Raw genomic sequence first — 21,423 nt, 5'->3', positions numbered from 1 at the left:
GAACCATGAGCGTTACCACCAAGACGAAAACACTGGACTCCGACGCCTTCCGGGCGGCGACGGGCGCCGTGCTCTCCGCCATCGCCACGGTGATCGACGGCAAGGCGGCCGTGGCCCGCACCGCGCTGACCGTGTTGCTCGCCGAGGGCCACTTGCTGTTGGAGGACGTTCCCGGTGTTGGCAAGACCATGCTCGCCAAGACACTGGCCCGGACGGTGGACTGCTCGGTGCGGCGCATCCAATTCACCCCGGACCTGCTGCCCTCGGATGTCACCGGCGTCTCGATCTTCAACCAGGACCGGCACGAGTTCCAGTTCCGCCAGGGCCCGGTCTTCGCGAACATCGTGATCGGCGACGAAATCAACCGCGCCTCGGCAAAGACCCAATCGGCGCTGCTCGAATGCATGGAGGAACACCAGGTGACGGTCGACGGCCACACCCATGCACTGGCCGCCCCGTTCATGGTCATCGCCACCCAGAATCCGATCGAGCTCGAGGGCACCTTCCCCCTGCCCGAGGCCCAGCGGGACCGGTTCATGGCGAAGGTCTCGATGGGGTATCCCGACGCGGCAGCCGAAATGGCCATGCTTGAGACCCACCAGTCCGCCTCCCCCCTCGATGCGCTGACCCCGGTCATCGGGGCCGCCAAGCTGCTGCTGCTGATCGACACGGTGAAGGCCGTCTTCGTCTCCGATGCGGTGAAGGAATACGTGGTGGCGATCGGCAACGGCACCCGCAACCACGCCGACATCCAGCTCGGCGCCAGCCCCCGGGCCCTGCTGCAGCTGCTGCGCGCGGCCAAGGCCGAAGCGGCCCTCCAGGGTCGTGACTACGTGCTGCCCGACGACGTCACCGCAGTGGCCGGGCCGGTGCTGGCCCACCGGCTGGTGCTCCACCGCCGTGCCGAGGTGGCGGGCACCAGCGACGAAGCCGTCCTGGCCGCGATCCTGGCTCGGACCCCGGTACGCGCCGGCGCACGCGGCTAAAAGGGCTCTGGAACCGGCATGGGCGGACGCGACGGAGCCATCGACAAAGGGCCGAGCCTGCGTGCCCGGGTGCATTTGGGCTTCCTGACCCCGCGCGGCTGGGGCCTGTTCGTCGCGGGCGTGGTCCTGCTACTGGCCGCATGGATCATGGGTCGGCGCGAGCTGCTGAACATCTCACTGTTCCTGCTGGCGGCCCCGCTGCTGGCCGCTGCGCTGCTGCGCTTCGGCCGTAGCCCGCTGAACATCTCACGCAGCTTCCACCCGGCCGTCGCCCAGGCTGGCGATGCCGTGACGGTGCGCCTGGAACCGGGGCATTCCGGACCTTCCCCGGGCACTTTGCTGCTCACTGAGGCACTGCCCGAAGGCTTCGGTCCGGGCCCCGAGTTCCTCTACCCCTGCGCCGCCTTCACCTATCGGCTGCGCCCGACCCACCGCGGCGTCTACCCCGTCGGGCCGGTCACCGCACGCTTCACCGATCCGTTCGGGCTGTCCGAACGACCCGGTGCAGTGGATGCGGCATCGTCGCTGACCATCGTCCCGGTCCCCGAGCAATTGCTGCCCACCTCCCTGGCCGGGGACATCGGCAGCCACGGCCAAGCGCGGACGAGCAAGCTCTCCACGCCCGACTCGTTCGATGTGATGACCCGTGAATACCGGGACGGGGACTCGGTGCGGCGGATCCACTGGCCTGCCACGGCCCGCCACGGCGCATTGATGGTCAGGCAGGAGGACTACCAATCCACCCCGCGCGCCACGGTCCTGTTGGACCGCCGCCCCGCTTCCTACCGGGCCGGTCCGCTCTCTTCCGTGGATCAGGAGTCGGTGCCCTGCTATCCCGCCCGGCCCGCGCCCACCACGGCGCGCTTCGAATGGGCCGTCACCGCGGCGCTGAGCGTCGGTGCCCACCTGGCGGCGCTGGGCTATGCGGTGCAGGTTTCCGATCACCGCGGTACCCCGCTGGGGCGGCTTTCGGCCTCGGCACCGGATCACGCCACCGAAACCTACTCCGGCCCCGGGGCCGACCTCGATTTGGCCCTGGTCTTGGCGGCGCTCGGACTCGAGACGCCGACCCAGCACGAAAGGCACCGGGAACCGGCCGGATCCGCCATCGGCGTTTCGGCGGCGGTCCGCCATTCCCGTGATCCGCTGGTGCTGATCACCGGGGACCTGGTCGCGGCCGAAGCCCATCAATGGGTCGAATCGCTCGGGTCCACCCGTCCCGTCGGCGTACTGGCCATAAGCAGCGGCTCGGCGGCAGCGGCAGCCACCATGGGCCGGGCCGGCTGGAACGTCGCGGCGGTCCCCGAGGGGACAACGGTGGCCGACGCCTGGGCGCGGCTCGGGGGCCTGCGGCGATGACTTCGACACTCCAGCGCCCGGTCCCCCCTCCACCGGCTCCCGAACCCGGTGCGGGCTCCCGACGATTTCCCCGGGACCCGGAGCATGCCCGGGCCGCATGGTTCGCTGCGCTGGCGGCATTCACCCTCACCGGCGCCGCCGCCCTGTCGCTGAACGGCGTCGTCCAGGGCTATTCCTGGCTCCCGCAGGTGCTGTTCACGCTGTTTTTGACGCTCGGTTCCGCCGCCCTGACCCGGACTCTGGGAGGGCGATCGCTCCTGCCCTCGGTGGTGGCCGCCGCAGGGCTCGTGGCCAGCCAGACGTTCCTGTTCTTCTCCAATACGGCACTGCTCGGCTTCATCCCCACTCCGCGGACGGTGGCCGGGGTGCGGCTGGTGGCGATCGATCTCCAAGACCAGATCATGTCCCAGATCGCCCCTCTGAATGCCACCGGTCCGGTAGTCCTCCTGGTAGCGCTGGGCGCCGGCACCGTGGCACTGAGCGTCGAGTTCCTGGCTTTCGGGCTGCGGCTTCCGGCAGTGGCTGGCATCCCTCCGCTCATCCTGCTGGCCGTCTCGGCACTATTCAAGCCCGACGGTGCCGGGCTGGTTTTCCTCCTGTTGGGCGCCGCCGGATACCTGCTGGTACTGGCCGCGGGCCGGCGGATGGAGGCGGCGCTGCTACGGATCCACATCCATCAGGATGCAGTCCCCGGCAGCCTGCGGGGCGGTTCGGCGCCGCAGGGGATGCTGTTGATCGCCGCTGCCGTGGCGGTGATGCTGCTGGTGCCCCTGGCCTTGCCCGGATTCAGCTCCGGTGCGCTGCCGCAGGGACAACGCCCGCACCTGTTCGGCACCCCCACCGGAGTGAACCCGCTGCTCACCCTGGGCAACAACCTGCGCGACGGTTCCGAATCCACCTCGCTGACCTACTTCAGCAATTCCCCGGACCCGGTCTACCTGCGCACCTCGATCGTGGGAAACCTGGACCAGGCGCAATGGAAACCCAGCGAATCCGATGGGCGCCAGTCCTTCGACGGCGCCCTGCCCGTGGATCAGGTGCAATACGCGGTGGCGCTGGTGGACCCCACCACCACCGAGATCCGCACCGGACTCTACAACAGCCCCTGGCTGCCGCTGCCGGGCGACACCCGGACCGTGACGGGTCTGCGCGGAGACTGGTCCTGGTCCGGCGATACCTGGACGCTGCGCGCCGAGCCTGGCACCTCGACGACGTCCCAGCAGTACACGGCAACCAGTTTCAACCCGCAGGTCAGTCCCGCACGGATGCGCGCACTCGGACCGGGCGACAGCGGCGGGGTAGGCGTGCCCCAGGAGTACCTGTCCATGCCCGCCGATATGCCGCGCTCGATCGTGGAAACGGCACGCACGGCGGTGGACGCCGAAAACGCCGGCAATCCCTTCGACCAGGCGGTGGCCCTGCAGGACTACCTGCGCGGCGGCTCATTCACCTACTCCGAACAGACGCCGCTGGAAAACGGCTACGACGGCAGCGGGGTCGCCGTGGTGGTCGCGTTCCTGGAAAAACGCTCCGGATACTGCGTGCATTTCGCCTCCTCGATGGCGCTGATGGCCCGCACCCTGGGCATTCCCAGTCGGATCGTCACCGGCTACGCGCCCGGACGCAGCACCGGTACCAGCATCACCGGAACCGACGGCAGCAAGCTGAGCGGCTACGCACTCAGTAGCCGCAGCGCCCATGCCTGGCCCGAACTGTACTTCGAGGGTGCCGGCTGGGTCCCGTTCGAACCGACGCCCGGGCGCGGCCGCACCCCGTCGTATGCCCGCTCGGCATTGGAATCCGAAACGACCCCCCAGACGCAGCCGGAAGCCAACCCGACCCGGGCACCGCGCCCGATACCAAGCTCTTCGCCCTCCCCTGTACCGCAGGGGCAGGCCGACCCCGGAACGGGACCGGGTCCCGGATCCGGCGCCCAGCTGCCGTGGCAGGTGTTCGTGCTGCCGGGCCTGCTGCTGGCCGGACTCGTTCCGCGCCTGCTGCGCACGATCGCGCGTCGGCGCCGGGTGTCCGCCGGCACCGGCGCCGCGGCCTGGGAGGAACTCGTCGCCCTGGGCACCGACTACGGGGTACCGATGCAAAGTGCCGAATCGGCAGCCGGTTACGCGCGGCGGCTCACCGCCGGGCTTCCTCAAGCCGCGGAGTCCCTCGGACTGCTCCGCGCGGCCTACGAACGCGAAACGTATGCGGCTTCCGGGTCCCCGGAAACGCCCGGGCTTCGGGCCGCGGTGGAGGCCGCCCACGCCGCGCTGCGCGAGGATGCAGATCCCCGCGGCCGGCTCCTGGCCGGCTTCGCCCCGCGCTCACTGATCGGGCGGGCAGCGGACCGGGGACACTCCGGCGAACCGGTGGCTTAACGCCGGACGGCGGCCGGAGCTTCCCCCCCCCCCCCCCCCCAGGGGGAGCTCCGGCCGCCGTCCGGTTGGTGCGCTGTGGCGGCTAGACCGCGTACGGGTCGGCGATGCCGATGTACTGGGTCGTGGTGTACTCTGCCAGGCCCTCGGCGCCGCCCTCGCGGCCCAGGCCCGACTGCTTCACGCCGCCGAACGGCGCTGCCGCGTTGGAGATGACGCCGGCGTTGAATCCAACCAGGCCGAATTCGATCTGCTCGGCAACCCGGAACATCCGGTTGTGGTCGCGGGTGTAGATGTACGAGGCCAGCCCGTATTCGCTGTTGTTGGCCAGCTCGATGGCGTGTGCCTCGTCACGGAACGTGGTGACCGGTGCGACCGGGCCGAAGATCTCCTGGCGCAGGATCTCAGCGTCATTGGCGACGTTGGACAGCACCGTCGGCTGGTAGAAGTAGCCATCGCCCTGAACCGGTGCGCCGCCGGTGACTGCCACGGCGCCTGCCTCGATGGCCGCGGTGACCAGTGCGTGCACGTCGGCACGGGCATTGGAATCGATCAGCGGGCCGACGGTGGAGCCGGGCTCGGTGCCACGGCCCGGGGTCAGTGCGCCCATGGCTGCGGCGAACTTCTCCGTGAACTCGGCTGCCACCGACTCATGGACCAGGAAGCGGTTCGCGGCCGTGCAGGCCTCGCCCATGTTGCGCATCTTCGCCGCCATGGCACCCTCGACTGCCGCGTCCAGGTCGGCATCCTCGAAGACCAGGAACGGGGCGTTGCCGCCGAGCTCCATCGAGGTGCGCAGCACCTTGTTCGTTGCTTCCTTCATCAGCATCTTGCCCACGGCCGTGGAACCGGTGAAGGAGACCTTGCGCAGGCGGTCATCGGCCATCAGCGGGGCCGAGATCTTCGAAGCCGAGGCCGAGGAGACGACGTTCAGCACACCGGCGGGCAGGCCGGCATCGAGCATGGTCTGGGCGAACAGCTGCGAGGTCAGCGGGGTCAGCTTGGCTGGCTTGAGCACCATGGTGCACCCGGCGGCGATCGCCGGGGCGACCTTGCGCGTGGCCATCGCCAGCGGGAAGTTCCAGGGGGTGATCAGCAGGCAGGGGCCCACCGGCTTGGTCTGCACGATGATCTTGTTCTTACCCTCGGGCGTGGTGAGGTAGCGGCCGTAGTCGCGCACCGTCTCCTCGGAGAACCAGCGCAGGAACTCGGCGCCGTAGGTGACCTCGCCGCGGGCCTCGGCGAGCGGCTTGCCCATTTCCAGGGTCATCAGCAGCGCGAAGTCGTCCGCGCGCTCCATCACCAGGTCGAAGGCCCGGCGCAGGATCTCGGCGCGTGTCCGCGGGGCCGTCAGCGCCCACTTGGCCTGGACGGCCGAAGCCGCGTCCAGTGCCGCCATCGCGTCCTCGGACGTGGCGGATGCCAGAGTGGCCAGCAGCTTGCCGGTGGCCGGGTCGTGCACGTCGAAGGTTCCGCCGTCGGAGGCGTCGCGCCATTGGCCGTCGATCAGCAGGCCGGTGGGTACCGAAGCAAGCAGCGCGGCTTCGCGCTCGGGGGAAATAGTCATGGCAGTACACTCCGAAATGACGCAGGTGGGTTGTTTTCGCTTCCCACGCTAGTGCCGCCGGGTGCCGGTGTAAATTCCCGGTTGCACTATGACCTGCCCCCGTTCTTGTGCAGGTATCCCATCCCCGCTCATCGCTCTACGGCTACCGGGCGGCGAGCACCGCGGCGTAGAGCTCGCGCTTGGAGACGCGTTCGGATTCTGCGACGGCGGCCACGGCGTCCTTGAGCCGCATTCCGTCGGCGACCAGCGCCTGCACCGACGCCATATGGTCGGTGGCGCGCGGGGCCTCGCCCTCCGCGGCTCCCTCGACCACCACGACGATCTCGCCGCGGACCTCGCCCTCGGCCCAGGCCAGCAGCTCCAGCAACGAACCGCGGATGACCTGTTCGTGCATCTTGGTCAGCTCGCGGGCCACCGCGGCACGGCGGTCATCACCAAAGGCATCGCGCAAGGCACGCAGCATGGCCTCGACCCGGTGCGGCGCCTCGAAGAAGATCATGGTGCGGCGCTCGTCCTGCAGGTCGCCCAGGCGCGTGGCCCGGTCCCCGGTCTTACGCGGCAGGAAGCCCTCGAAGGTGAACCTGTCGCTCGGCAGGCCGGACAGCGCCAGCGCCGTGAGCACCGCTGAGGGGCCGGGGATCGCCGTGACCTCCACGCCCGCGGCCACGGCGGCCGCGACCAGCTTGAAGCCCGGGTCCGAGACCACTGGCATGCCGGCGTCGGAGACCACCAGCAGCGTCGCACCGCCGTTGACCTGCTCGAGAAGTTCCTTGATGCGGTGGTCCTCGTTGTGCTCGTGGTAGCTGATCAGCCGGCCCGGAACCCTGATGCCCAGGCCCTGGGCCAGGTGGATCAACCTCCGGGTGTCCTCGGCGGCGACGACATCGGCGCTTTGCATGATTTCGACCAGCCGCGGCGATGCATCACCCAGATTGCCGATCGGGGTTGCAGCCAACACGATTCGCCCACCGGGCACTGTAGTATCCACCGCACAAGCCTACCGTCAGGGCGCCTCCCGGGCTGCAGTGCCCTTCCCCGGTAGAGTTGCCCCTGATGAGCACCTTGGCTACCAACCCGGCACAGCGCTGGCTGATATCCCCGCACCGGGCCTACCAGCATGCCGTCCTTTCGGCCCGCCTGCTCGGCCCCCGGCTGGTCTTCGGGCATGCCGGATGGCTGGTACCCCTGGCCGTCATGCTCCTTGCCGGCGTGCTGCGCTTCTGGAACCTCGACAATCCGCACCTGCTGACCTTCGACGAGACCTACTACGTCAAAGATGCGTACACGATGCTGCACTCGGGCACCGAGCAGCGGTGGGGCGAGGACCCGAACCCCGGCTTCCTCGCCGGCAATCCGGCACCGCTCAACGAGCCCTCGTACGTGGTGCACCCGCCGCTGGGCAAATGGATGATCGCACTGGGGATGCTCGTCTTCGGGACCGACACCGGGCTTGGCTGGCGCGCCGGACCGGCGATCTTCGGCACGCTCTCCGTGTTGTTCATCGCGCTGATCGCCCAACGGCTGTTCTCCTCGGTGCTGCTCGGCGGGATCGCGGGGCTGCTGACGGCCGTCGACGGGCACCACCTGGTGCTCTCGCGCACCGGGCTGCTGGACATCTTCTTGATGTTCTTCATCGTGGTGGCCTTCTGGGCGCTGCTCAACGACAGGTTCCACGGGCGGGAGAAGCTGGCGGCCGCACTGGCCGACGCCCATGCGGCGGGGCACGGGGCGCGGGCGCTGCGGTACGGGCCGTGGCTGCTCTGGCGCCCGTGGCGGCTGGTGGCTGGCGTGGCCCTGGGCGGGGCGCTCGGGGTGAAGTGGTCGGCGCTCTCATTCATTGCCGTCTTCGGCCTGTTGACGGTGCTGTGGGACCTGGGCGCGCGGCGACGGGCCGGGATCCGGCACTGGGTGCTCGGTGGCCTGCTGCGCGAGGGCATTCCGGCCTTCCTCACCATCATTCCGGCCACGGCCATCACCTACCTGTTCACCTGGACGGGATGGTTCGTGACCTACGGGGGCTACAACAGGCACTGGGCCGGCACCCATCCAGGTGGCGTCCTGGACTGGATCCCCGGCCCGCTTCGTTCACTGGCCGACTACCACCGCAGCGCCTACGCGTTCCACCAGTCCCTGTCCTCGGACCATGCCTGGGAATCCTCTCCCTGGTCCTGGCTCTTTTCCGGGAGGCCGACACTCTTCCACTACCAGGGCAGCAGCGCCGGGCAGGACGGCTGCACCATCGCCTCCTGCGTGCGGGCCATCACCGACCTGCCCAACCCGATCTTCTGGTGGTCCGCGACGTTGAGCCTGCTGGTGGTTCTGCTGTTCTGGATCGGCGCCCGGGACTGGCGCGCCGGCGCCATCCTCTCGGGGCTGCTTGCCGGGTTCGTGCCTTGGTTCGCCTACCCGGACCGAACCATGTTCTTTTTCTACACCATTGCCTTCCAGCCGTTCATGGTGCTGGCTGTGTGCTTCGTCATCGGCAAGTGCCTGCCACGCACCGGGCAGGCGCCCTGGCACCGGCGGCGGAACCTGATCGGGGTGTCCTTCTTCCTGGTCCTGGTCCTAGTTACCTCGGCCTTCTTCTGGCCGGTGTGGACTGCTCAGATGATCAGCTACGACGCCTGGCGCCTGCGCATTTGGATGCCCAGCTGGTCCTGAGCACAGCACGACGGCCCGCCGGAAAGGCCTCGGCGTGGGCGATGTGCAGCGTACCCAGACCCTCCCCCGTCATTCACCATGTTTTACCCCTGCGACAGGCCGGAGCGCCCAGTGCGCGAAGCGGGCACCGACCTTTAATGGAGTTGCCGGAGGAGTTGAACACCAGCCAGCTGCCCATTGACCGCCTCGGGCGCGGCGGCGCCCTCTACGGTGTCAAGCGCGGAGCGGACTGGGTCCATGTTTCCACGGCGGCCTTCGTCGCCGGCGTGCGCCGTGCCGCCCGGGGCTGAGCACCGCGGGCGTCCGCCATGGCGATGCCGTGGCACTCAAGTCCCGCACCAGCTACGAATGGGCCTTGGCCGAGCAGGCCATCTGGTTAGCCGGGGCTAGGCACCTCTTTGTCGAGAACCCGCCGTGCCGCGATGTGGCTGCCGCCGCGACGCGCAACCTGGGCGAAACGGTGCGGCGCTGGGTGTTCGCTGAAGAATCCGATCCGGGTCCGGCTCCCCCATCCCCTCGGCGGGCCTGGGCATGCTGCTGGCCGCCGGCGTTGCCTCAGCGGTGTTCGACGCCAAGGTGGAGGCCCCCGGACATCGCGCAGGCTCCAGGACGTGGCGCCGCTGGTCTATACCTCTGATCCCACCGGCCACCCAAGGGCTGCCAGTTGACGCACGCGAACTTCGCCTTGGTCTCCGTCAACATCACCCCGCACATGAAGGAGGTGCCGGGCACCGACTACCGCACGCTGATGTTCCTGCCACTGTCCCACGTGCTGGCGCGGTCCGTGCAACAGATGTGAGTGCATGCCGGCACCACAGTGGCGCACGCGGCCACTCCGGCAAAGCGTCGCTCTTCGCCGGAGCGATGCGGCCGCCATCGGATATTCGAAGGCGGCCGATGCCCGGGCCCGCGGCGAGAATCCTCGCTTCTCCTCCTCCTTGTGGGTACGTCACGCGTTCTTCGACAAGGTGCCCTATCCCAAGCCGCGCCGTGCTCGGCGGCAGCGCCAACCACACGCTCTCCGGTGCCAGCCAGTTGAACGCCGACCTCACCCACGTCTTGCGCGGCGCCGGAATCGGGCTGCTGGAGGGATACGGACTGCCCGAGGCCACGGCACCGGCCACGGTGAATATGGCGGGTGCCGTGCGCGTGGGTTCGGTCGGGCTGCCGATCCCCGGAACCACGATCAGGATCGCCCGGGACGGCGAAGTGCTCATCAAGGGCATCGGTGTCTTTGCCGGGCACCACGGCCATCCCGAGGCGGCGGCGCCGGCATTCACCGACGACGGTTTCTTCATGAGCGGAGACATCGGGACACTGGACGATGACGGATTGCCGACCATCACCGGGCGCAAGCAGGACATCCTGGTCACGGCCGGAGGCAAGAACGTGGCTCCCGAACCGCTGGAGGAGCTGGTCCGCGCCTCGCGGCTGCTTCCATGGATGGTAGTCGGCGGTGGCGGAGCCGATCCGGGAGTTCTCCGTGCCGGAGGCCGATTTCACCGAGGAATCCGGACACCTGGCGCCGTTCCTGAAGCTCAAGCGCGCCGCTGTGGCCTGCTCGTTCGAGGACCGGATCCAGGAACCCTATGAACGCTGACCCGCGGCCGGACACGGCAAGAGCGGTTCCCGATGAATTTCGGGGACCGCTCTTGCGCGTCTGGGTACCCGGTCCGGGCCTGCCTCCTCAGTCCAGGCCGAAGGCACGTGCCTGCTGGGCCAGCCGGGAGCGTTCCCGGCGGCGCGCCGTCGGCCAGGTGCCGATCAGCGTGGCGACGGCCACGCCCAGGGCCGTGACACCGATGCCGATGCCCGCATCGATCCAGAACTGCGGCGGATAGAGGCGGATCAAGGTGTCGGAGTAGCTGAACGTCCAGGTGCCGTTCGCGAAGAACACCTCATGGAACGAGGTGAAGAATCCCTCCCAGTTCCAGACGGCGAGGCCGCCCAGCACGAGGATCAGCCCGATCATGGCGACCGATCCGGCGAAGAGCCCGCGGCGGATCCCCCCGGCGTAGCGCCGGCCCAGGTAGATCAGGCAGATCGCGGCCAGCACGGCCAGGATGATGCCGGCCACGTAGGTGTGCCCAATGACGTCCTTCACGTCGCTCATGTGCGCGACTTCTGACTCCAGGAACAGCGGGGCCCCGGAGGTACTGCGCAGCCCGCCCAGGTACCGTGAGTCGGCGACGTTGTTCAGGTAGTCCACGCCGTAGGAGCCGTAGGTGAGCCGGTCGGCGGTGGTGAAACCGAACGGGTCTGCCGGGAAACCGGGGAGGTGGTAGGCGACCCAGAGGAAGGCGGAGGAGGCGATCAAGCGCACGGCGGCGATCAACAGCAGGAATGGATAGGCCACGGCCAGCACCACCTGCAGGAAGCGGCCCATCGGCGGCTTGGAGTCCAAGGCAGCCTCGCGGGCGGCACGGCGCTCCCGCGCCGCGGGGCTCGGTTCGGGAACCGGGTTCTGGCTACCGAAGACCATGTTGCGGGCCTCGGTCACGGCCGCGGGCCGGGTGGCCGGTGCAGCAGTGGGTGCAGGTGCGGGAAGGGCGCTGGTCGCCGGCGCCGAGGGGGTCGATGTCGGCCATGGTTCAACGGGAATGGCCGCAATCACGTCGAAGACCTCTTCCGCGTCGGCGGGGGCCTTTGCGGGCCCGGCCGAGGGAGCCGCTGCCGGCCTAGCCGGAACGGCGGGGGCCGCGCCGGCGGCATCCCGTGCGGAGGAAGCTTCGGTTCCTGCTGCCGGTGTCTCGGCCGGCGCATCAGACTGCGCCCCTGGGGTCGCCTTGGCCGGCGTGTTCGGCGTCGCCTCGTCCTTGTCCGTCATCTGCTTCTGGTTCCTTTCCATGCGGCCCCGCTCCATCTCATCCGGCTCGCGGTGCCGTGGCACCGGCCTCATATCGTTGCAAATCTCCGGTGGCCCCGCGGGCCACTGCGCGGCGACCCAATACCAGCGTATACACCCAATAGCCCACAACCACGCACAGTCCAAGGCCGAGTCGCGCCCAGCCCGGCAGCCCGCTCGGTGTCACGAACCCCTCCACCAGTCCCGACACCAGCAGGATGGGCACCAGTCCCAACGCCACCGTCATCAGCGATCGGCCCTCGGCGGCCAGCGCCTCGACGCGTCGGCGTGGGCCCGGCGCCACCCATGCCCAGAAGATCCGCAGCCCGGCCGCCCCGGCGACGAAGATGGCGGTCAGCTCCATGAAGCCATGCGGAAGGATGTAAAGGAAGAAGGTATCGGCCTGGCCGTGGCTGGCCATCACCCCACCGGAGATGCCGATGCCCATGGCGTTCTGAAACAGCATGTAGGGAACCAGGATCCCGGTGATGCCGAAGGCCACCGACAGCGCCGCGATCTGCGCGTTGTTTGTCCAGACCGCCCCGGCGAAACTCGCCGCCGTGTCGGTGGAATAGTAGGCGACGAACTCCTCGTTGACGTAGCGCCCGAGCTCCGCCTGATCGCCCATCGCCGCTAGCACGGCGGGGTTCCGGGCTACCCAGGCCCCGAAGGCCAGCGCGACCAGGCAAAACAGCGTGCCTATGACCAGCGTTGGGAGGCGCAGCCGGTACAGGGCAGCGGGCAGCGTGGTGGTCAGGAAATCTGATACCGCAAGTCCCGCATTGCCGCGGACGCCGGTGAACCGGGTCCGGGCCCTGGCCAGACGGGCCGAGACGTCGGCGGAGACCTCGGTGCCAGCCTCGATGGACCTGATCATCGAGAGGTGTGCCGAGGTCCGCTCGTAGAGCGCCAGGAACTCATCGATCTGCGCCCCGGTGGGCCGCCGAAGCGCCGAGAGCGCATCCAACCGCGCCCAATCCTGCTGGTGTACTGCCACGAAGGCGTCGAGATCCACCACTCCAGCCTAGCCGAGGCCCTAGGCTAGAGGTCTCAAGCGCACCGCGGACTGCGGCGCCGCGGCACCGGAAGGGGAAAACAGCTCCATGGGCACAGTCGTAACCGGCGAGGGCGTCGAACTCGAGGTCGATGCCGCCACCGTGCTGCCGCGCGCCGTCGCCTGCCTGCTCGACTACCTGATCTACATCGGGACCTATGTCCTGTGCCTGGTCCTTGCCTTGGCGCTCCAGCTCGACGGATCGGCCACCGGGGCCCTGACCATCGCGCTCGGCGCCCTGTGCCTGGTGTTGGCCCCGGCCCTGGTAGAGGCTCTGTCCCGCGGCCGGTCGCTGGGCCGCCTGGCCATGGGCCTGCGTATCGTGCGCGACGACGGCGGGTCGATCAGGCTGCGCCATGCGCTGATCCGCTCGGTGACCGCGCTGCTGGAAATCATCGTCACTTTCGGAACCCTAGCCATCCTCGCTGCGCTGTTCAACGAGCGCGGCAAGCGGCTCGGCGACCTCCTGGCCGGCACTTATGCGCTGCGCGAGCGCCGCAGGGCTTACGTCCCGGCCGTCCTGCACGTTCCCGGACACCTGCGGGCCTGGGCCGAGCTGGCCGATCTGGGCCGGGTGCCGGACCGCTTGGGCGCACGGATCTCCCGCTTTTCCCGGCTGACCGCCGGCATGTCCCCCGCGGCCCGGACCACCATGGCCTCGGCGCTGGCCACCGAGGTCCACGTCCACGTGGCACCCTCCCCGCCGGCCGGCACCTCGGCCGAGGACTTCCTAGCGGCCGTGATCGCCGAACGCCGTTCCCGGGACTTCGCCAGGCTCAGCGCACAACACGAACGCGCCGCCGCCATCGGGCAACGGCTGCACCGACTCCCGCACTCCTGAGCCGCCGCTCCCGCGCGATGTCGTCCGAGACCTGGCTAAGCCAGGAGAGAATGCATCCTTCCTGCCGGTCATGCCCCGGATCCGGGAAGGCGGCCACCGTCCGCCTGCGGCTGCCCATGATGCTGGCGGCGGCGGACAAGGGCACCGGGCGGGGAAAGCCCCGGCGAGCCAGGCCTGCGGGGTTCGCTTTCGGAAGCCGCGCCGAGCATCAGTACCTATACATGTCCGACTTGTACGGGCCGGACCGGTCCAGGCCCAGATAGGCCGCCTGTTCGGCGCTGAGCTCGGTCAGTTCGACGCCGAGCGCCGCCAGGTGTAGCCGGGCGACCTTTTCGTCGAGGACCTTCGGCAGCACGTGGACCCCGACCGGGTACTCGCCGTTTGCGTGTTTGGAGAACAACTCGATCTGCGCAATCACCTGGTTGGTGAAGGAATTGGACATCACGAACGAGGGGTGGCCGGTGGCGTTGCCCAGGTTCAGCAGCCGGCCCTCGGAGAGCACGATGACGGAACGTTCGGAGGCCGCGCCGGCGTCGAACACCCACTCGTGGACCTGGGCTTTGATCTCGACCTTCCTCACCCCGGGCACCAGGGCGAGCCCGGCCATGTCGATCTCGTTGTCGAAGTGCCCGACGTTGCCCACGATGGCCTTGTTCTTCATCCTGGCCATGTCGGCGGCCATGATGATGTCCTTGCCGCCGGTGGTGGTCACGAAGATGTCACCGGTGCCGAGCACCGATTCCAGCCGCGCCACCTGGTAGCCGTCCATCGCCGCCTGCAGCGCGCAGATCGGGTCGATCTCGGTGACGATGACCCGGGCCCCCTGGCCGCGCATGGCCTCCGCGGCGCCCTTGCCCACATCGCCGTAGCCGCAGACGACGACCACCTTGCCACCAATCAGCACGTCGGTGGCGCGCATGATGCCATCGGGCAGCGAGTGCCGGATCCCGTACTTGTTATCAAACTTGGACTTGGTCACCGAGTCGTTGACGTTGATCGCCGGGAAAAGCAGGGTAGAGGCCTCGGCCAGCTGGTACAGGCGCATGACACCGGTGGTGGTTTCCTCGGTGACCCCGCGCAGCCGAGCCGCGATCCTGGTCCATTTGCCCGGATCGGCCGCCATCGAGGCGCGCAGCGTGTCGAGCACTATCGAGTATTCGTGGGAATCCTCCGCCGTGGCGTCCGGGACGGAGCCTGCCGCTTCGAAGGCCACGCCGTGGTGCACGAGCATGGTCGCGTCCCCGCCGTCGTCCAGGATCATGTTCGGCCCAAGCTCCGGACGGGCGTAGGCCCCGGGCCAGGTCATGATCTGCTCGGCCGTCCACCAGTAGTCCTGCAATGATTCGTTCTTCCAGGCGAAGACCGGCACGCCGGCGGGCTCCGCCACGGTGCCGGCCCCGACGACGACGGCGGCGGCGGCCTCGTCCTGGGTGGAGAAGATGTTGCAGGAGGCCCAGCGGACCTCGGCGCCGAGCTCAACGAGCGTCTCGATGAGCACTGCCGTCTGCACCGTCATGTGCAGCGAGCCGGCGATGCGGGCCCCGGTCAGTGGCTTGGATGCGCCGTATTCGGCGCGCAGGGACATCAGTCCGGGCATCTCGAATTCGGCTAGGCGGATCTGATGGCGCCCGGCCTCGGCCAGGGACAGGTCGGCGACCCTGAATTCGAGGGCCATGATCAGTGTTCCCCGGATGAATCGGAGGGCTTGAGCAGTACCGGAATGCCGTTGGTGATCGGGTAGTGCACGGGCACCCCGTCTGCTCCGGCAACGGTGGAGAGCAGTTCGTCGCCCTCCTGGACCAGGGGCGAGCCGGTGACCGGGCAACGCAGGACTGAAAGCAGCTGGGGAGAAATGTTCGACATGGTCCCCAGCTTAAGGCCTTAGTGCTCTTCGCGCAGGACCCTCAGGTGGCGGCGCGTCATGTCTGCTCCGGCCGGGGCCTCGAGCCGTTCGGCATTGCTGCGCGACTGGGCCGGCTCGGGGGCGGGTGCGGGAACGCTCTCGCGCACGGCATCGGCCAGCGCATAGAGGTCATCGGCGGCGACCCGGGCACGGCCGGGCATTTGAAGGCGCAGCACGTTCCAGCCGCGGGGAACAGTGAGCCGTTCCGCATGAATGTCGCACAGGTCATAGCAGTGCGGTTCGGCGTAAGTCGCCAGCGGACCGAGCACCGCCGTCGAGTCGGCATACACGTACGTCAGGGTGGCCACGGCGGATTGGCGGCATGCTGAACGCGAACAGTTTCTTAGGGATCCCACGTTAAAACAGCGTACCGGGTGGCACCGGCTTTTCCCGGCAGCACCGCACCCTCACCCCGGTGCCGGGGTGACCTAGGCTTGTTCCATGGAACCGCATCTTTCCATCGACCTCTCACAGGCCGATGCCCCCGGCAGCACCCGCCCCTTCATCCGGCGCCGACGCAATCGGCACGGGCGCGGGTTGCGCGGCTCACTGATGCACCAGGACCTGCCCGGGGCCCGGACCCGGCTCGAACGCTTTGAGGACCTGGTCGCGGAGTCGATCGAACGGCTCGGCGAGCTCTGGGGCGAGACGGTAATCGGCATCGACTTCCGGATCGAGCAGACACCCGGGCGCAAGGTGCTGGACAAGGCGGCTGCCACCGGCACGCGGGTGCCGCTGGGCAAGGCCTTGGCGGCGACGCCCCGGCGCGGGGCCCGGGCGACCATCTTCCGCCGCCCGGTGGAGGAGCTGAGCCCCTCCGCGATGGAGCTGCCCGACGTGGTCCACGACGCGGTGGTCGAGCTGGTCGCCGAGCTGATGGCCAAGGACCCCGAAGAGGTCGATCCCGGCTACGGACGCTGGAACCGGCCCGGCCGCTAGTTCCTGATGTCCACCGGGACGCCGCGCTGGCCCGCGGGGCCGTCGGGAAAACGCATCCCGGAGATCCCGGTGCTCCCGGCGGTGAGCACGGCCGACCCATAGCTGGCGCCCCCGGAGGCGGAGACCAGCACGGCAACCGTCCCGCCGCCCAGATCACCGGGGTTCAGCGTGATGGTCTTGCCGGCCGGCAGTTCGACCTTGCGCACGGCACCCACGCCGCCGTCGCCGGCGAGTGGACGCAGCTCCAGCGTCCCGGCCTCGAGCGGGGCGGAGAAGGACAGTTTGGCGGCTGCCAGTTCGGGAAGCACCAGCAGGTGTTCGCTGCCCAGGCGCGGGGCCGCCGGCAGCCATCCGGTGTCGACGGGTTCTCCCGCCTTGGCGCCGCGCACGATCCGCGCCGAGGCAGCCATCGCATTGTCGGCTTCCAGCACGGCCGTATAGGTTCCGGCGGGGAGCCCGCCCAGCGCCATGCGCACCGTTGAGTTGCCGGCGGCGATGACCTGCTCGCCCCCGGGCAGCCGCACCTCTCCCCCGGCGCCGAACAGGCGCACCTTGATGGTCGCGCCCTCGGCGTCGGGAACCGTGGCCTGCAGCTCCGGGACGGCATCGTCGTAGCCCTGCTGCCCGGAGATTTCACCTGCCAGCGCCGGATCCTGGAGTTCGATCCCGGTAATGACCTGCGTGGTGGCGGGCGGGGCCCCGGCGCCGATGTAGTCGACGCCTCCGGGGGTCAGCCCGCGCAGCACCGACTGCTGGATGACCGCCTGGACGCGGCCGCCCGACGCCGCCACCTGGACCGAGAGCGCCGCCTGGTTCGGCGCGTAGCCAGCCAGGATCACGGCCCGTTCCTCACCGGGTGCCAGCACGATGCCCCGCAGGTTCGGGGCATCGACCAGGCCCTCGGACCCGCGCAGCGAAATGTCGATGGTGGCCGGGGACGCCGAAGGGTTTTCGAGGTTGAGCACCGAGGTGGAGCCGGGTGTGGTCATGGCCCCGACCAGCCAGGCGTCGGCCGTGGGTGCGGTGCATCCGGCGACGGCCAGTCCGGCGAGGTCTCCGTCGCCCGAAGCGTGGCTGCGCACGGCGGCTGCCCGCGTTTCGAAACCGCCCAGCGCCTGTGCCGAGAGGTAGGCCGCCCCCGCAGTGGTGTTGCCGGAGGAAACCCTGGCCTTGAGCCGGGTCAGCCCGTCGGTTCCCGTGGCGCTGAGTTCGGCCGCATCGGATTCGCTCAGGCGGCGGTCGAGCTCGCGTTCGACCGTTGCGTCGAGCCGGTGCAGCGCCGACCCAGGCAGCCGCCCGGAGGCGTCGGAGAGCACCGTGGCGCGGATCGCCGTCTTCGCGCTCTTGGAGGCCGGGGCGTACTGCGGGTCGGTGCCGGCCTCGCCCGAACCCTTGACCAGGCGCACATCCGGAGGGCAAAGCGCCATGGCGTCGCCGGCGGGCAAGGCGGTCAGGGGAACCCCGGGGTCGGTGGCCGCCCGTTCGGGCGTCAGCACGGCTTGCGCCGAGACACCGGCAACGGTGGCCAGCAACAGGCCGGTGGCACCCAGCGCACCCAGCACGCGTCGGGTCTTTTTGCGCGGACGCAGGCTCTGGCTCATTTCCGTGTCCTCTTCTCGGTGGTTTCCACGTTGGCCGCTGCCTGTCCGGCATCGAGATCGCCGATCGATTCGGCCTGGCCAGTGGTGCGGTATTCCACCAGCCGGCGTCCGGCGAAGCGGCGCCGCGACGGGACGGGGACCGCGAGCAGCAACGCCATGATCAGCACCAGTCCCTGCAGTGCCATGACCGGATACTTCCAGAAGTCGACGTGGCCGACCGTCAGCTCCCCGGAAGAGCTACCCAGGTCGAAGCCCTGGGCCCAGCCGGAATCGGCCTGGGGCAGCGCCTGTCCGTCGAGGGTGGCGCGCCATCCCGGGTCGGCGCGTTCGGCCAGCACCAGCATGCGTCCGGCATCGCCGGGCGCCACCGGGGCCCCGGCGACCTCCCCGCGGTGCGAAGGCAGCAGCGTGGTGGACTTCCCGTTTTCACGGATCTGTACCCGCGCGGTCGAGTCGTTGACCGTCTCGGTGCCCAGCAGTTCGCCCGTGGCCTGGACGCGCCAGAGCCAGCCGGCATCGGTGCGGCCCACCGGGGCGAGGCCCGGCACGGCATCGAGCTGCGCCGCCAGGTGGCCGATGCCGCCGGTGGTTTCCTGCAGCACGATGAATCCGACGCCGAGCTCGCTCAGTGCCGGCCGCGGGTCGATGGCGGAGTCGGAAACAAGCGTGGCAACCGTCTGTCGGATTAGCTCCTCTGAGCCATCGGCGGGGCGCCTTTCCGGGGCCAGCAGCGAACCGGTGAGCGTGTTTGCCGCAACGATCCCGGAGAGCGAATCGAGCGTGGTTCCGCCTCCGCTCATCAGCGCGGCGGTCATCGATCCGGCATCGCCCGGGGCGATGACCAGTGACCGGTCCTCGAAGGCCCCGGCCGCCCGATCGGCAGCCGTGGCCGGCAGGGTCGTTGTGGCGACGGGCTCCACGAGCTGGGCGGTGTTCCAGGTGCCCAGCCACAGCGCGGATCCAGCAGCCAGCGAGACAAGCACCATGACGGTGGCGGTGGAAAGCACCAGGCGGTGCCCCTTTTCCGGGGCGTGGCTCCGGTTTCCGGCGGTCCGCAGGTGCTGGATGCCCAGTCCCGCGCACAGGATCATGCAGAAGGCGAAGACCGAGGTGAACGGCCCGGTGAAGGGTGTGACCAGCACCCCGGAGGCCACGGAAGTGGCAATGAAACCGGCACCGTAGCCGGCACCCAGCGCCAGCACTCCCACGAGCCACATCATCTTCGCCAACCGGCCGTTACGGCCGATGGCAAAGAGCGAGCAGACGGCAAGCACCAGGACCGGCACCCCGATCGCCAGCGCGGCCACCATGGCCCACGGGGCAGCGGGCAGCCAGCCGGGAACGATTCCGACCAGCGGGGAGGCCGGATCGAAGGCCACCGGGAAGCCGAGCACCTGTTCCCAAAGCGGTGCCGGGGTGAAGCCCCGGGGCAGGCCGGGATCTGCAAGCAGGGCACGCGTGTTGCCCCAGGCCGAGACCACCGTCGGCAAGGCGGCGGCGAGCATCGGCAGCGGCACCCACCACAGGGTCTTGCCCCGGGATCCGAGCAGCAGCGCAAAGAGCACCAGCAGGACAAGCGCCACCGGCGCCAGCGCCGGTGAGGCGGCGGCCATGACGGCCAGCAGCAGCGAGGCAGTCGCAGCCGCGGCCCACGACGGGACGCCGTTGAATCCGGGGCGTACCGGTTCGCTGCCGTGGGCAGCCGGATCGGACGCCGGTGGCGAGGCGGCGCCGACTGTGCGCAACAGCGCCAGCAGCAGCAGTGGGAGCAGCACGTGGACCAGCACCGCGCCGGGGCGTCCCGAGCCCAGAGCCACCTGAAGCGCCGGGGAGACTGCCCAGAGCAGGCCGGCCAGCAGGCGTGGGGCGCGTCCGGAGGTGACCGCCCCGGCGCCGATCCAGGCGCTGAGCGCCGCCACTGGCATGGCCAACAGCGTCAGCAGCACCAGCGCCTGGTTGGCGTTTCCGCCTCCAAGGAGGGCGGCCAGCCACAGCAGGAGGTCGAACCTGTCACCGGCGCCGGGGCTGCCGACGCCCAGCGACTGCCACCAGCCGAACGCATTGTTCAGGATCTCCGCCGGAACCACGGAGACGGGCAGCAGCGAGCCGCCACCGAGTGCCGGTGCTCCGATTAACGAACGCAGGCCGATCAGCGAGAGCACCAGGGCCCCCGAAACCGCCAGGATGGCGCTGACCGCCGCGCTGGTGCGTGCCGGGGTGGCCAGCGCCGTGAAATCGTTGCGGGCGTCGCCCGAGGGGTTCGATGGAGCGGCGGTGGCGCCGGTTCCGTCGCCATGGACCTCGTCGTGGTCCATCGCCTGGAGCAGGTGCCGGCGGTGTTCTCGCACGAGGTGCTGGTCGGTGAGCAGCCGGTCGATGGAGGAGCGGGGAACCTTGCGGGTGGCTGCGGCGGAGCGCCGCGAACGGGCCAGCTTCACCGGATGGGACATGGCTGAGAGGGTGGCACCCAGCTGGGAGAAGGCGTAGGCGGGATCCTTGGAGATCAGCGATCCGACCAGCCGGCACAAGGCGCCGATGAGCGCACCGATGGCCAGGAACGGCACTTTGGCGGCGGGGGCGTGCTTGAGGCGCAGGTAGACCTCGGCCCGACGCACCTCGCGGGGCCCCGCCAGCGAGCGGACCACGTCCGGTTCATGGAACATCTTCGCCGCCGGCACGATGACCACGCGTTTGCCCAGCAGCCGGTTGCGCCAGCACAGGTCCAGGTCGTCGCCGGCCCCGGGCAGGGCGGGATCGAAGCCACCGAGCTCCTCGAAGACCGAGCGCTTGATGAGCATGCCGGCCGAATTCACGGCAAACGAGTCGGTGCGGCTGTCATATTGACCCTGGTCGACCTCGTCGATCTCGATCAGGGTGACCCGTTCGGCATGCTTGTTGATGCCCAGGCCGACGTCGAGTAGCCGGCGCGGGCTGGTGCGATCCAGCTGCTTGCACCCGGCGATGGTCACCGAGAGCGTGGCTTCAACGGTGGTGAGCAGGATTTCCAACGCGTCCGGGGCGGGCGCCGAGTCGTCATGGATCAGCCAGAGCCATTCCTCGTACTCGGGTTTCAGGGGTTCAAGCGCCGCGACGGCAGCCGCGACGGAGGCCCCCAGCGAATGGGGTGGCACCTGCAGCACCTGCGCGTTGCCGGGTAGTCCGGCGCGCAGCAGTTCCTCGGAGCCGTCGGACGATCCCGCGTCGACTCCGATGAAGCGATCTATTTGACGGGTCTGGGCGCGCAGCGCATCCATGGTTTGGGGAATGAAACGGCCACCGTTATGAGACGTCACGA

At 69.4% G+C, this 21,423-nt stretch carries 18 protein-coding genes; 9 read left to right on the top strand and 9 right to left on the bottom strand.

Features of this window, described 5'->3' with window-relative positions; all coding sequences use genetic code 11:
• Nucleotides 1-5: 5 nt before the first annotated feature.
• From E9229_RS10510 to E9229_RS10500, 3 genes are read left to right on the top strand one after another with little or no spacing between them, the layout of a single operon-like run.
• Nucleotides 6-986: an AAA family ATPase gene (locus tag E9229_RS10510; RefSeq protein ID WP_183511155.1), complete on the top strand. Its 981-nt coding sequence runs from the start codon at nucleotides 6-8 to the stop codon at nucleotides 984-986.
• Nucleotides 987-1,004: 18 nt separating this feature from the next.
• Nucleotides 1,005-2,345, top strand: coding sequence for a DUF58 domain-containing protein (locus E9229_RS10505; protein WP_183511153.1), 1,341 nt, complete (start codon nucleotides 1,005-1,007; stop codon nucleotides 2,343-2,345).
• Nucleotides 2,342-4,720 carry a transglutaminase TgpA family protein gene (locus E9229_RS10500; protein ID WP_183511152.1) on the top strand — a complete coding sequence of 793 codons (2,379 nt, stop codon included), beginning with the start codon at nucleotides 2,342-2,344 and terminating at the stop codon, nucleotides 4,718-4,720. Before E9229_RS10505 ends, E9229_RS10500 begins: the two co-directional genes overlap by 4 nt.
• A gap of 82 nt (nucleotides 4,721-4,802) precedes the next feature.
• On the opposite strand, the gene E9229_RS10495 is transcribed toward E9229_RS10500, so the two are convergent.
• Both E9229_RS10495 and rsmI read right to left on the bottom strand, forming a co-directional pair.
• Entirely contained in the window at nucleotides 4,803-6,284 is a 1,482-nt protein-coding gene (locus tag E9229_RS10495; protein ID WP_183511151.1) for an NAD-dependent succinate-semialdehyde dehydrogenase, read from the bottom strand.
• A 142-nt stretch (nucleotides 6,285-6,426) separates the two neighbouring features.
• On the bottom strand, nucleotides 6,427-7,272 hold the full coding sequence (gene rsmI, locus E9229_RS10490; protein WP_312855665.1) for a 16S rRNA (cytidine(1402)-2'-O)-methyltransferase: 846 nt from the start codon (nucleotides 7,270-7,272) through the stop codon (nucleotides 6,427-6,429).
• A gap of 65 nt (nucleotides 7,273-7,337) precedes the next feature.
• On the opposite strand from rsmI, the gene E9229_RS10485 reads away from it, so the two are divergent.
• The 4 genes from E9229_RS10485 (at nucleotide 7,338) to E9229_RS10480 (ending at nucleotide 10,538) form a co-directional block, all read left to right on the top strand.
• A complete protein-coding gene (locus E9229_RS10485; RefSeq protein ID WP_183511150.1) occupies nucleotides 7,338-8,945 on the top strand; it encodes a dolichyl-phosphate-mannose--protein mannosyltransferase in 1,608 nt (535 codons plus the stop codon).
• Between the two features lie 155 nt (nucleotides 8,946-9,100).
• The gene (locus E9229_RS19695) at nucleotides 9,101-9,235 is read left to right on the top strand and encodes a PHD finger domain-containing protein (protein ID WP_281369514.1); all 135 of its coding nucleotides are present in this window, start codon (nucleotides 9,101-9,103) and stop codon (nucleotides 9,233-9,235) included.
• Between the two features lie 374 nt (nucleotides 9,236-9,609).
• Nucleotides 9,610-9,744: a hypothetical protein gene (locus E9229_RS19690; protein ID WP_281369513.1), complete on the top strand. Its 135-nt coding sequence runs from the start codon at nucleotides 9,610-9,612 to the stop codon at nucleotides 9,742-9,744.
• 191 nt (nucleotides 9,745-9,935) lie between these two features.
• A complete protein-coding gene (locus E9229_RS10480) occupies nucleotides 9,936-10,538 on the top strand; it encodes an AMP-binding protein (protein ID WP_312855664.1) in 603 nt (200 codons plus the stop codon).
• Between the two features lie 94 nt (nucleotides 10,539-10,632).
• Here the strand turns inward: E9229_RS10480 and E9229_RS10475 are convergent, their stop codons facing one another.
• Nucleotides 10,633-11,793 carry a TIGR01906 family membrane protein gene (locus E9229_RS10475; RefSeq protein WP_246380467.1) on the bottom strand — a complete coding sequence of 387 codons (1,161 nt, stop codon included), beginning with the start codon at nucleotides 11,791-11,793 and terminating at the stop codon, nucleotides 10,633-10,635.
• A gap of 16 nt (nucleotides 11,794-11,809) precedes the next feature.
• Complete coding sequence (locus tag E9229_RS10470; protein WP_183511149.1) at nucleotides 11,810-12,805, bottom strand: stage II sporulation protein M; 996 nt, start codon at nucleotides 12,803-12,805, stop codon at nucleotides 11,810-11,812.
• 88 nt (nucleotides 12,806-12,893) lie between these two features.
• Between E9229_RS10470 and E9229_RS10465 the strand changes: the two genes are divergently transcribed.
• The gene (locus tag E9229_RS10465) at nucleotides 12,894-13,685 is read left to right on the top strand and encodes an RDD family protein (protein ID WP_183511148.1); all 792 of its coding nucleotides are present in this window, start codon (nucleotides 12,894-12,896) and stop codon (nucleotides 13,683-13,685) included.
• A gap of 208 nt (nucleotides 13,686-13,893) precedes the next feature.
• Here E9229_RS10465 and ahcY read toward each other — a convergent pair whose 3' ends face one another.
• From ahcY to E9229_RS10450, 3 genes are read right to left on the bottom strand one after another with little or no spacing between them, the layout of a single operon-like run.
• Nucleotides 13,894-15,360: an adenosylhomocysteinase gene (ahcY, locus tag E9229_RS10460; RefSeq protein ID WP_183511147.1), complete on the bottom strand. Its 1,467-nt coding sequence runs from the start codon at nucleotides 15,358-15,360 to the stop codon at nucleotides 13,894-13,896.
• A gap of 2 nt (nucleotides 15,361-15,362) precedes the next feature.
• Complete coding sequence (locus E9229_RS10455; RefSeq protein WP_183511146.1) at nucleotides 15,363-15,548, bottom strand: Trm112 family protein; 186 nt, start codon at nucleotides 15,546-15,548, stop codon at nucleotides 15,363-15,365.
• Nucleotides 15,549-15,566: 18 nt separating this feature from the next.
• Nucleotides 15,567-15,944: a DUF3499 domain-containing protein gene (locus E9229_RS10450; protein WP_183511145.1), complete on the bottom strand. Its 378-nt coding sequence runs from the start codon at nucleotides 15,942-15,944 to the stop codon at nucleotides 15,567-15,569.
• An 85-nt stretch (nucleotides 15,945-16,029) separates the two neighbouring features.
• Here E9229_RS10450 and E9229_RS10445 point away from each other — a divergent pair, with 85 nt between their 5' ends.
• Nucleotides 16,030-16,527 (top strand): metallopeptidase family protein, encoded by a 498-nt coding sequence (locus E9229_RS10445; RefSeq protein ID WP_183511144.1) that lies wholly within the window; start codon nucleotides 16,030-16,032, stop codon nucleotides 16,525-16,527.
• Here E9229_RS10445 and E9229_RS10440 read toward each other — a convergent pair.
• Nucleotides 16,524-18,128, bottom strand: a complete 1,605-nt coding sequence (locus tag E9229_RS10440; protein ID WP_183511143.1) for a DUF5719 family protein — start codon at nucleotides 18,126-18,128, stop codon at nucleotides 16,524-16,526. The two genes, E9229_RS10445 and E9229_RS10440, sit on opposite strands and share 4 nt — an antisense overlap.
• Entirely contained in the window at nucleotides 18,125-21,421 is a 3,297-nt protein-coding gene (locus E9229_RS10435) for a glycosyltransferase (protein ID WP_183511141.1), read from the bottom strand. The genes E9229_RS10440 and E9229_RS10435 overlap by 4 nt, the downstream gene beginning before the upstream one ends.
• Nucleotides 21,422-21,423 lie beyond the last annotated feature (2 nt).

This window comes from Paeniglutamicibacter cryotolerans, assembly GCF_014190875.1.
Classification (GTDB): domain Bacteria; phylum Actinomycetota; class Actinomycetes; order Actinomycetales; family Micrococcaceae; genus Paeniglutamicibacter; species Paeniglutamicibacter cryotolerans.
The sequence above is the reverse complement of the archived record's forward strand: the minus strand, read 5'-3'. Positions and strand labels throughout refer to the sequence as shown.

Coding starts and splice junctions, on each gene's coding strand:
- E9229_RS10455 (WP_183511146.1), bottom strand. CDS start 15,548: ATGTCGAACATTTCTCCCCAGCTGCTTTCAGTCCTGCGTTGCCCGGTC.
- E9229_RS10465 (WP_183511148.1), top strand. CDS start 12,894: ATGGGCACAGTCGTAACCGGCGAGGGCGTCGAACTCGAGGTCGATGCC.
- E9229_RS10500 (WP_183511152.1), top strand. CDS start 2,342: ATGACTTCGACACTCCAGCGCCCGGTCCCCCCTCCACCGGCTCCCGAA.
- E9229_RS10445 (WP_183511144.1), top strand. CDS start 16,030: ATGGAACCGCATCTTTCCATCGACCTCTCACAGGCCGATGCCCCCGGC.
- E9229_RS10475 (WP_246380467.1), bottom strand. CDS start 11,793: ATGGAAAGGAACCAGAAGCAGATGACGGACAAGGACGAGGCGACGCCG.
- E9229_RS10440 (WP_183511143.1), bottom strand. CDS start 18,128: ATGAGCCAGAGCCTGCGTCCGCGCAAAAAGACCCGACGCGTGCTGGGT.
- E9229_RS10495 (WP_183511151.1), bottom strand. CDS start 6,284: ATGACTATTTCCCCCGAGCGCGAAGCCGCGCTGCTTGCTTCGGTACCC.
- ahcY (WP_183511147.1), bottom strand. CDS start 15,360: ATGGCCCTCGAATTCAGGGTCGCCGACCTGTCCCTGGCCGAGGCCGGG.
- E9229_RS10485 (WP_183511150.1), top strand. CDS start 7,338: ATGAGCACCTTGGCTACCAACCCGGCACAGCGCTGGCTGATATCCCCG.
- E9229_RS10510 (WP_183511155.1), top strand. CDS start 6: ATGAGCGTTACCACCAAGACGAAAACACTGGACTCCGACGCCTTCCGG.
- E9229_RS10505 (WP_183511153.1), top strand. CDS start 1,005: ATGGGCGGACGCGACGGAGCCATCGACAAAGGGCCGAGCCTGCGTGCC.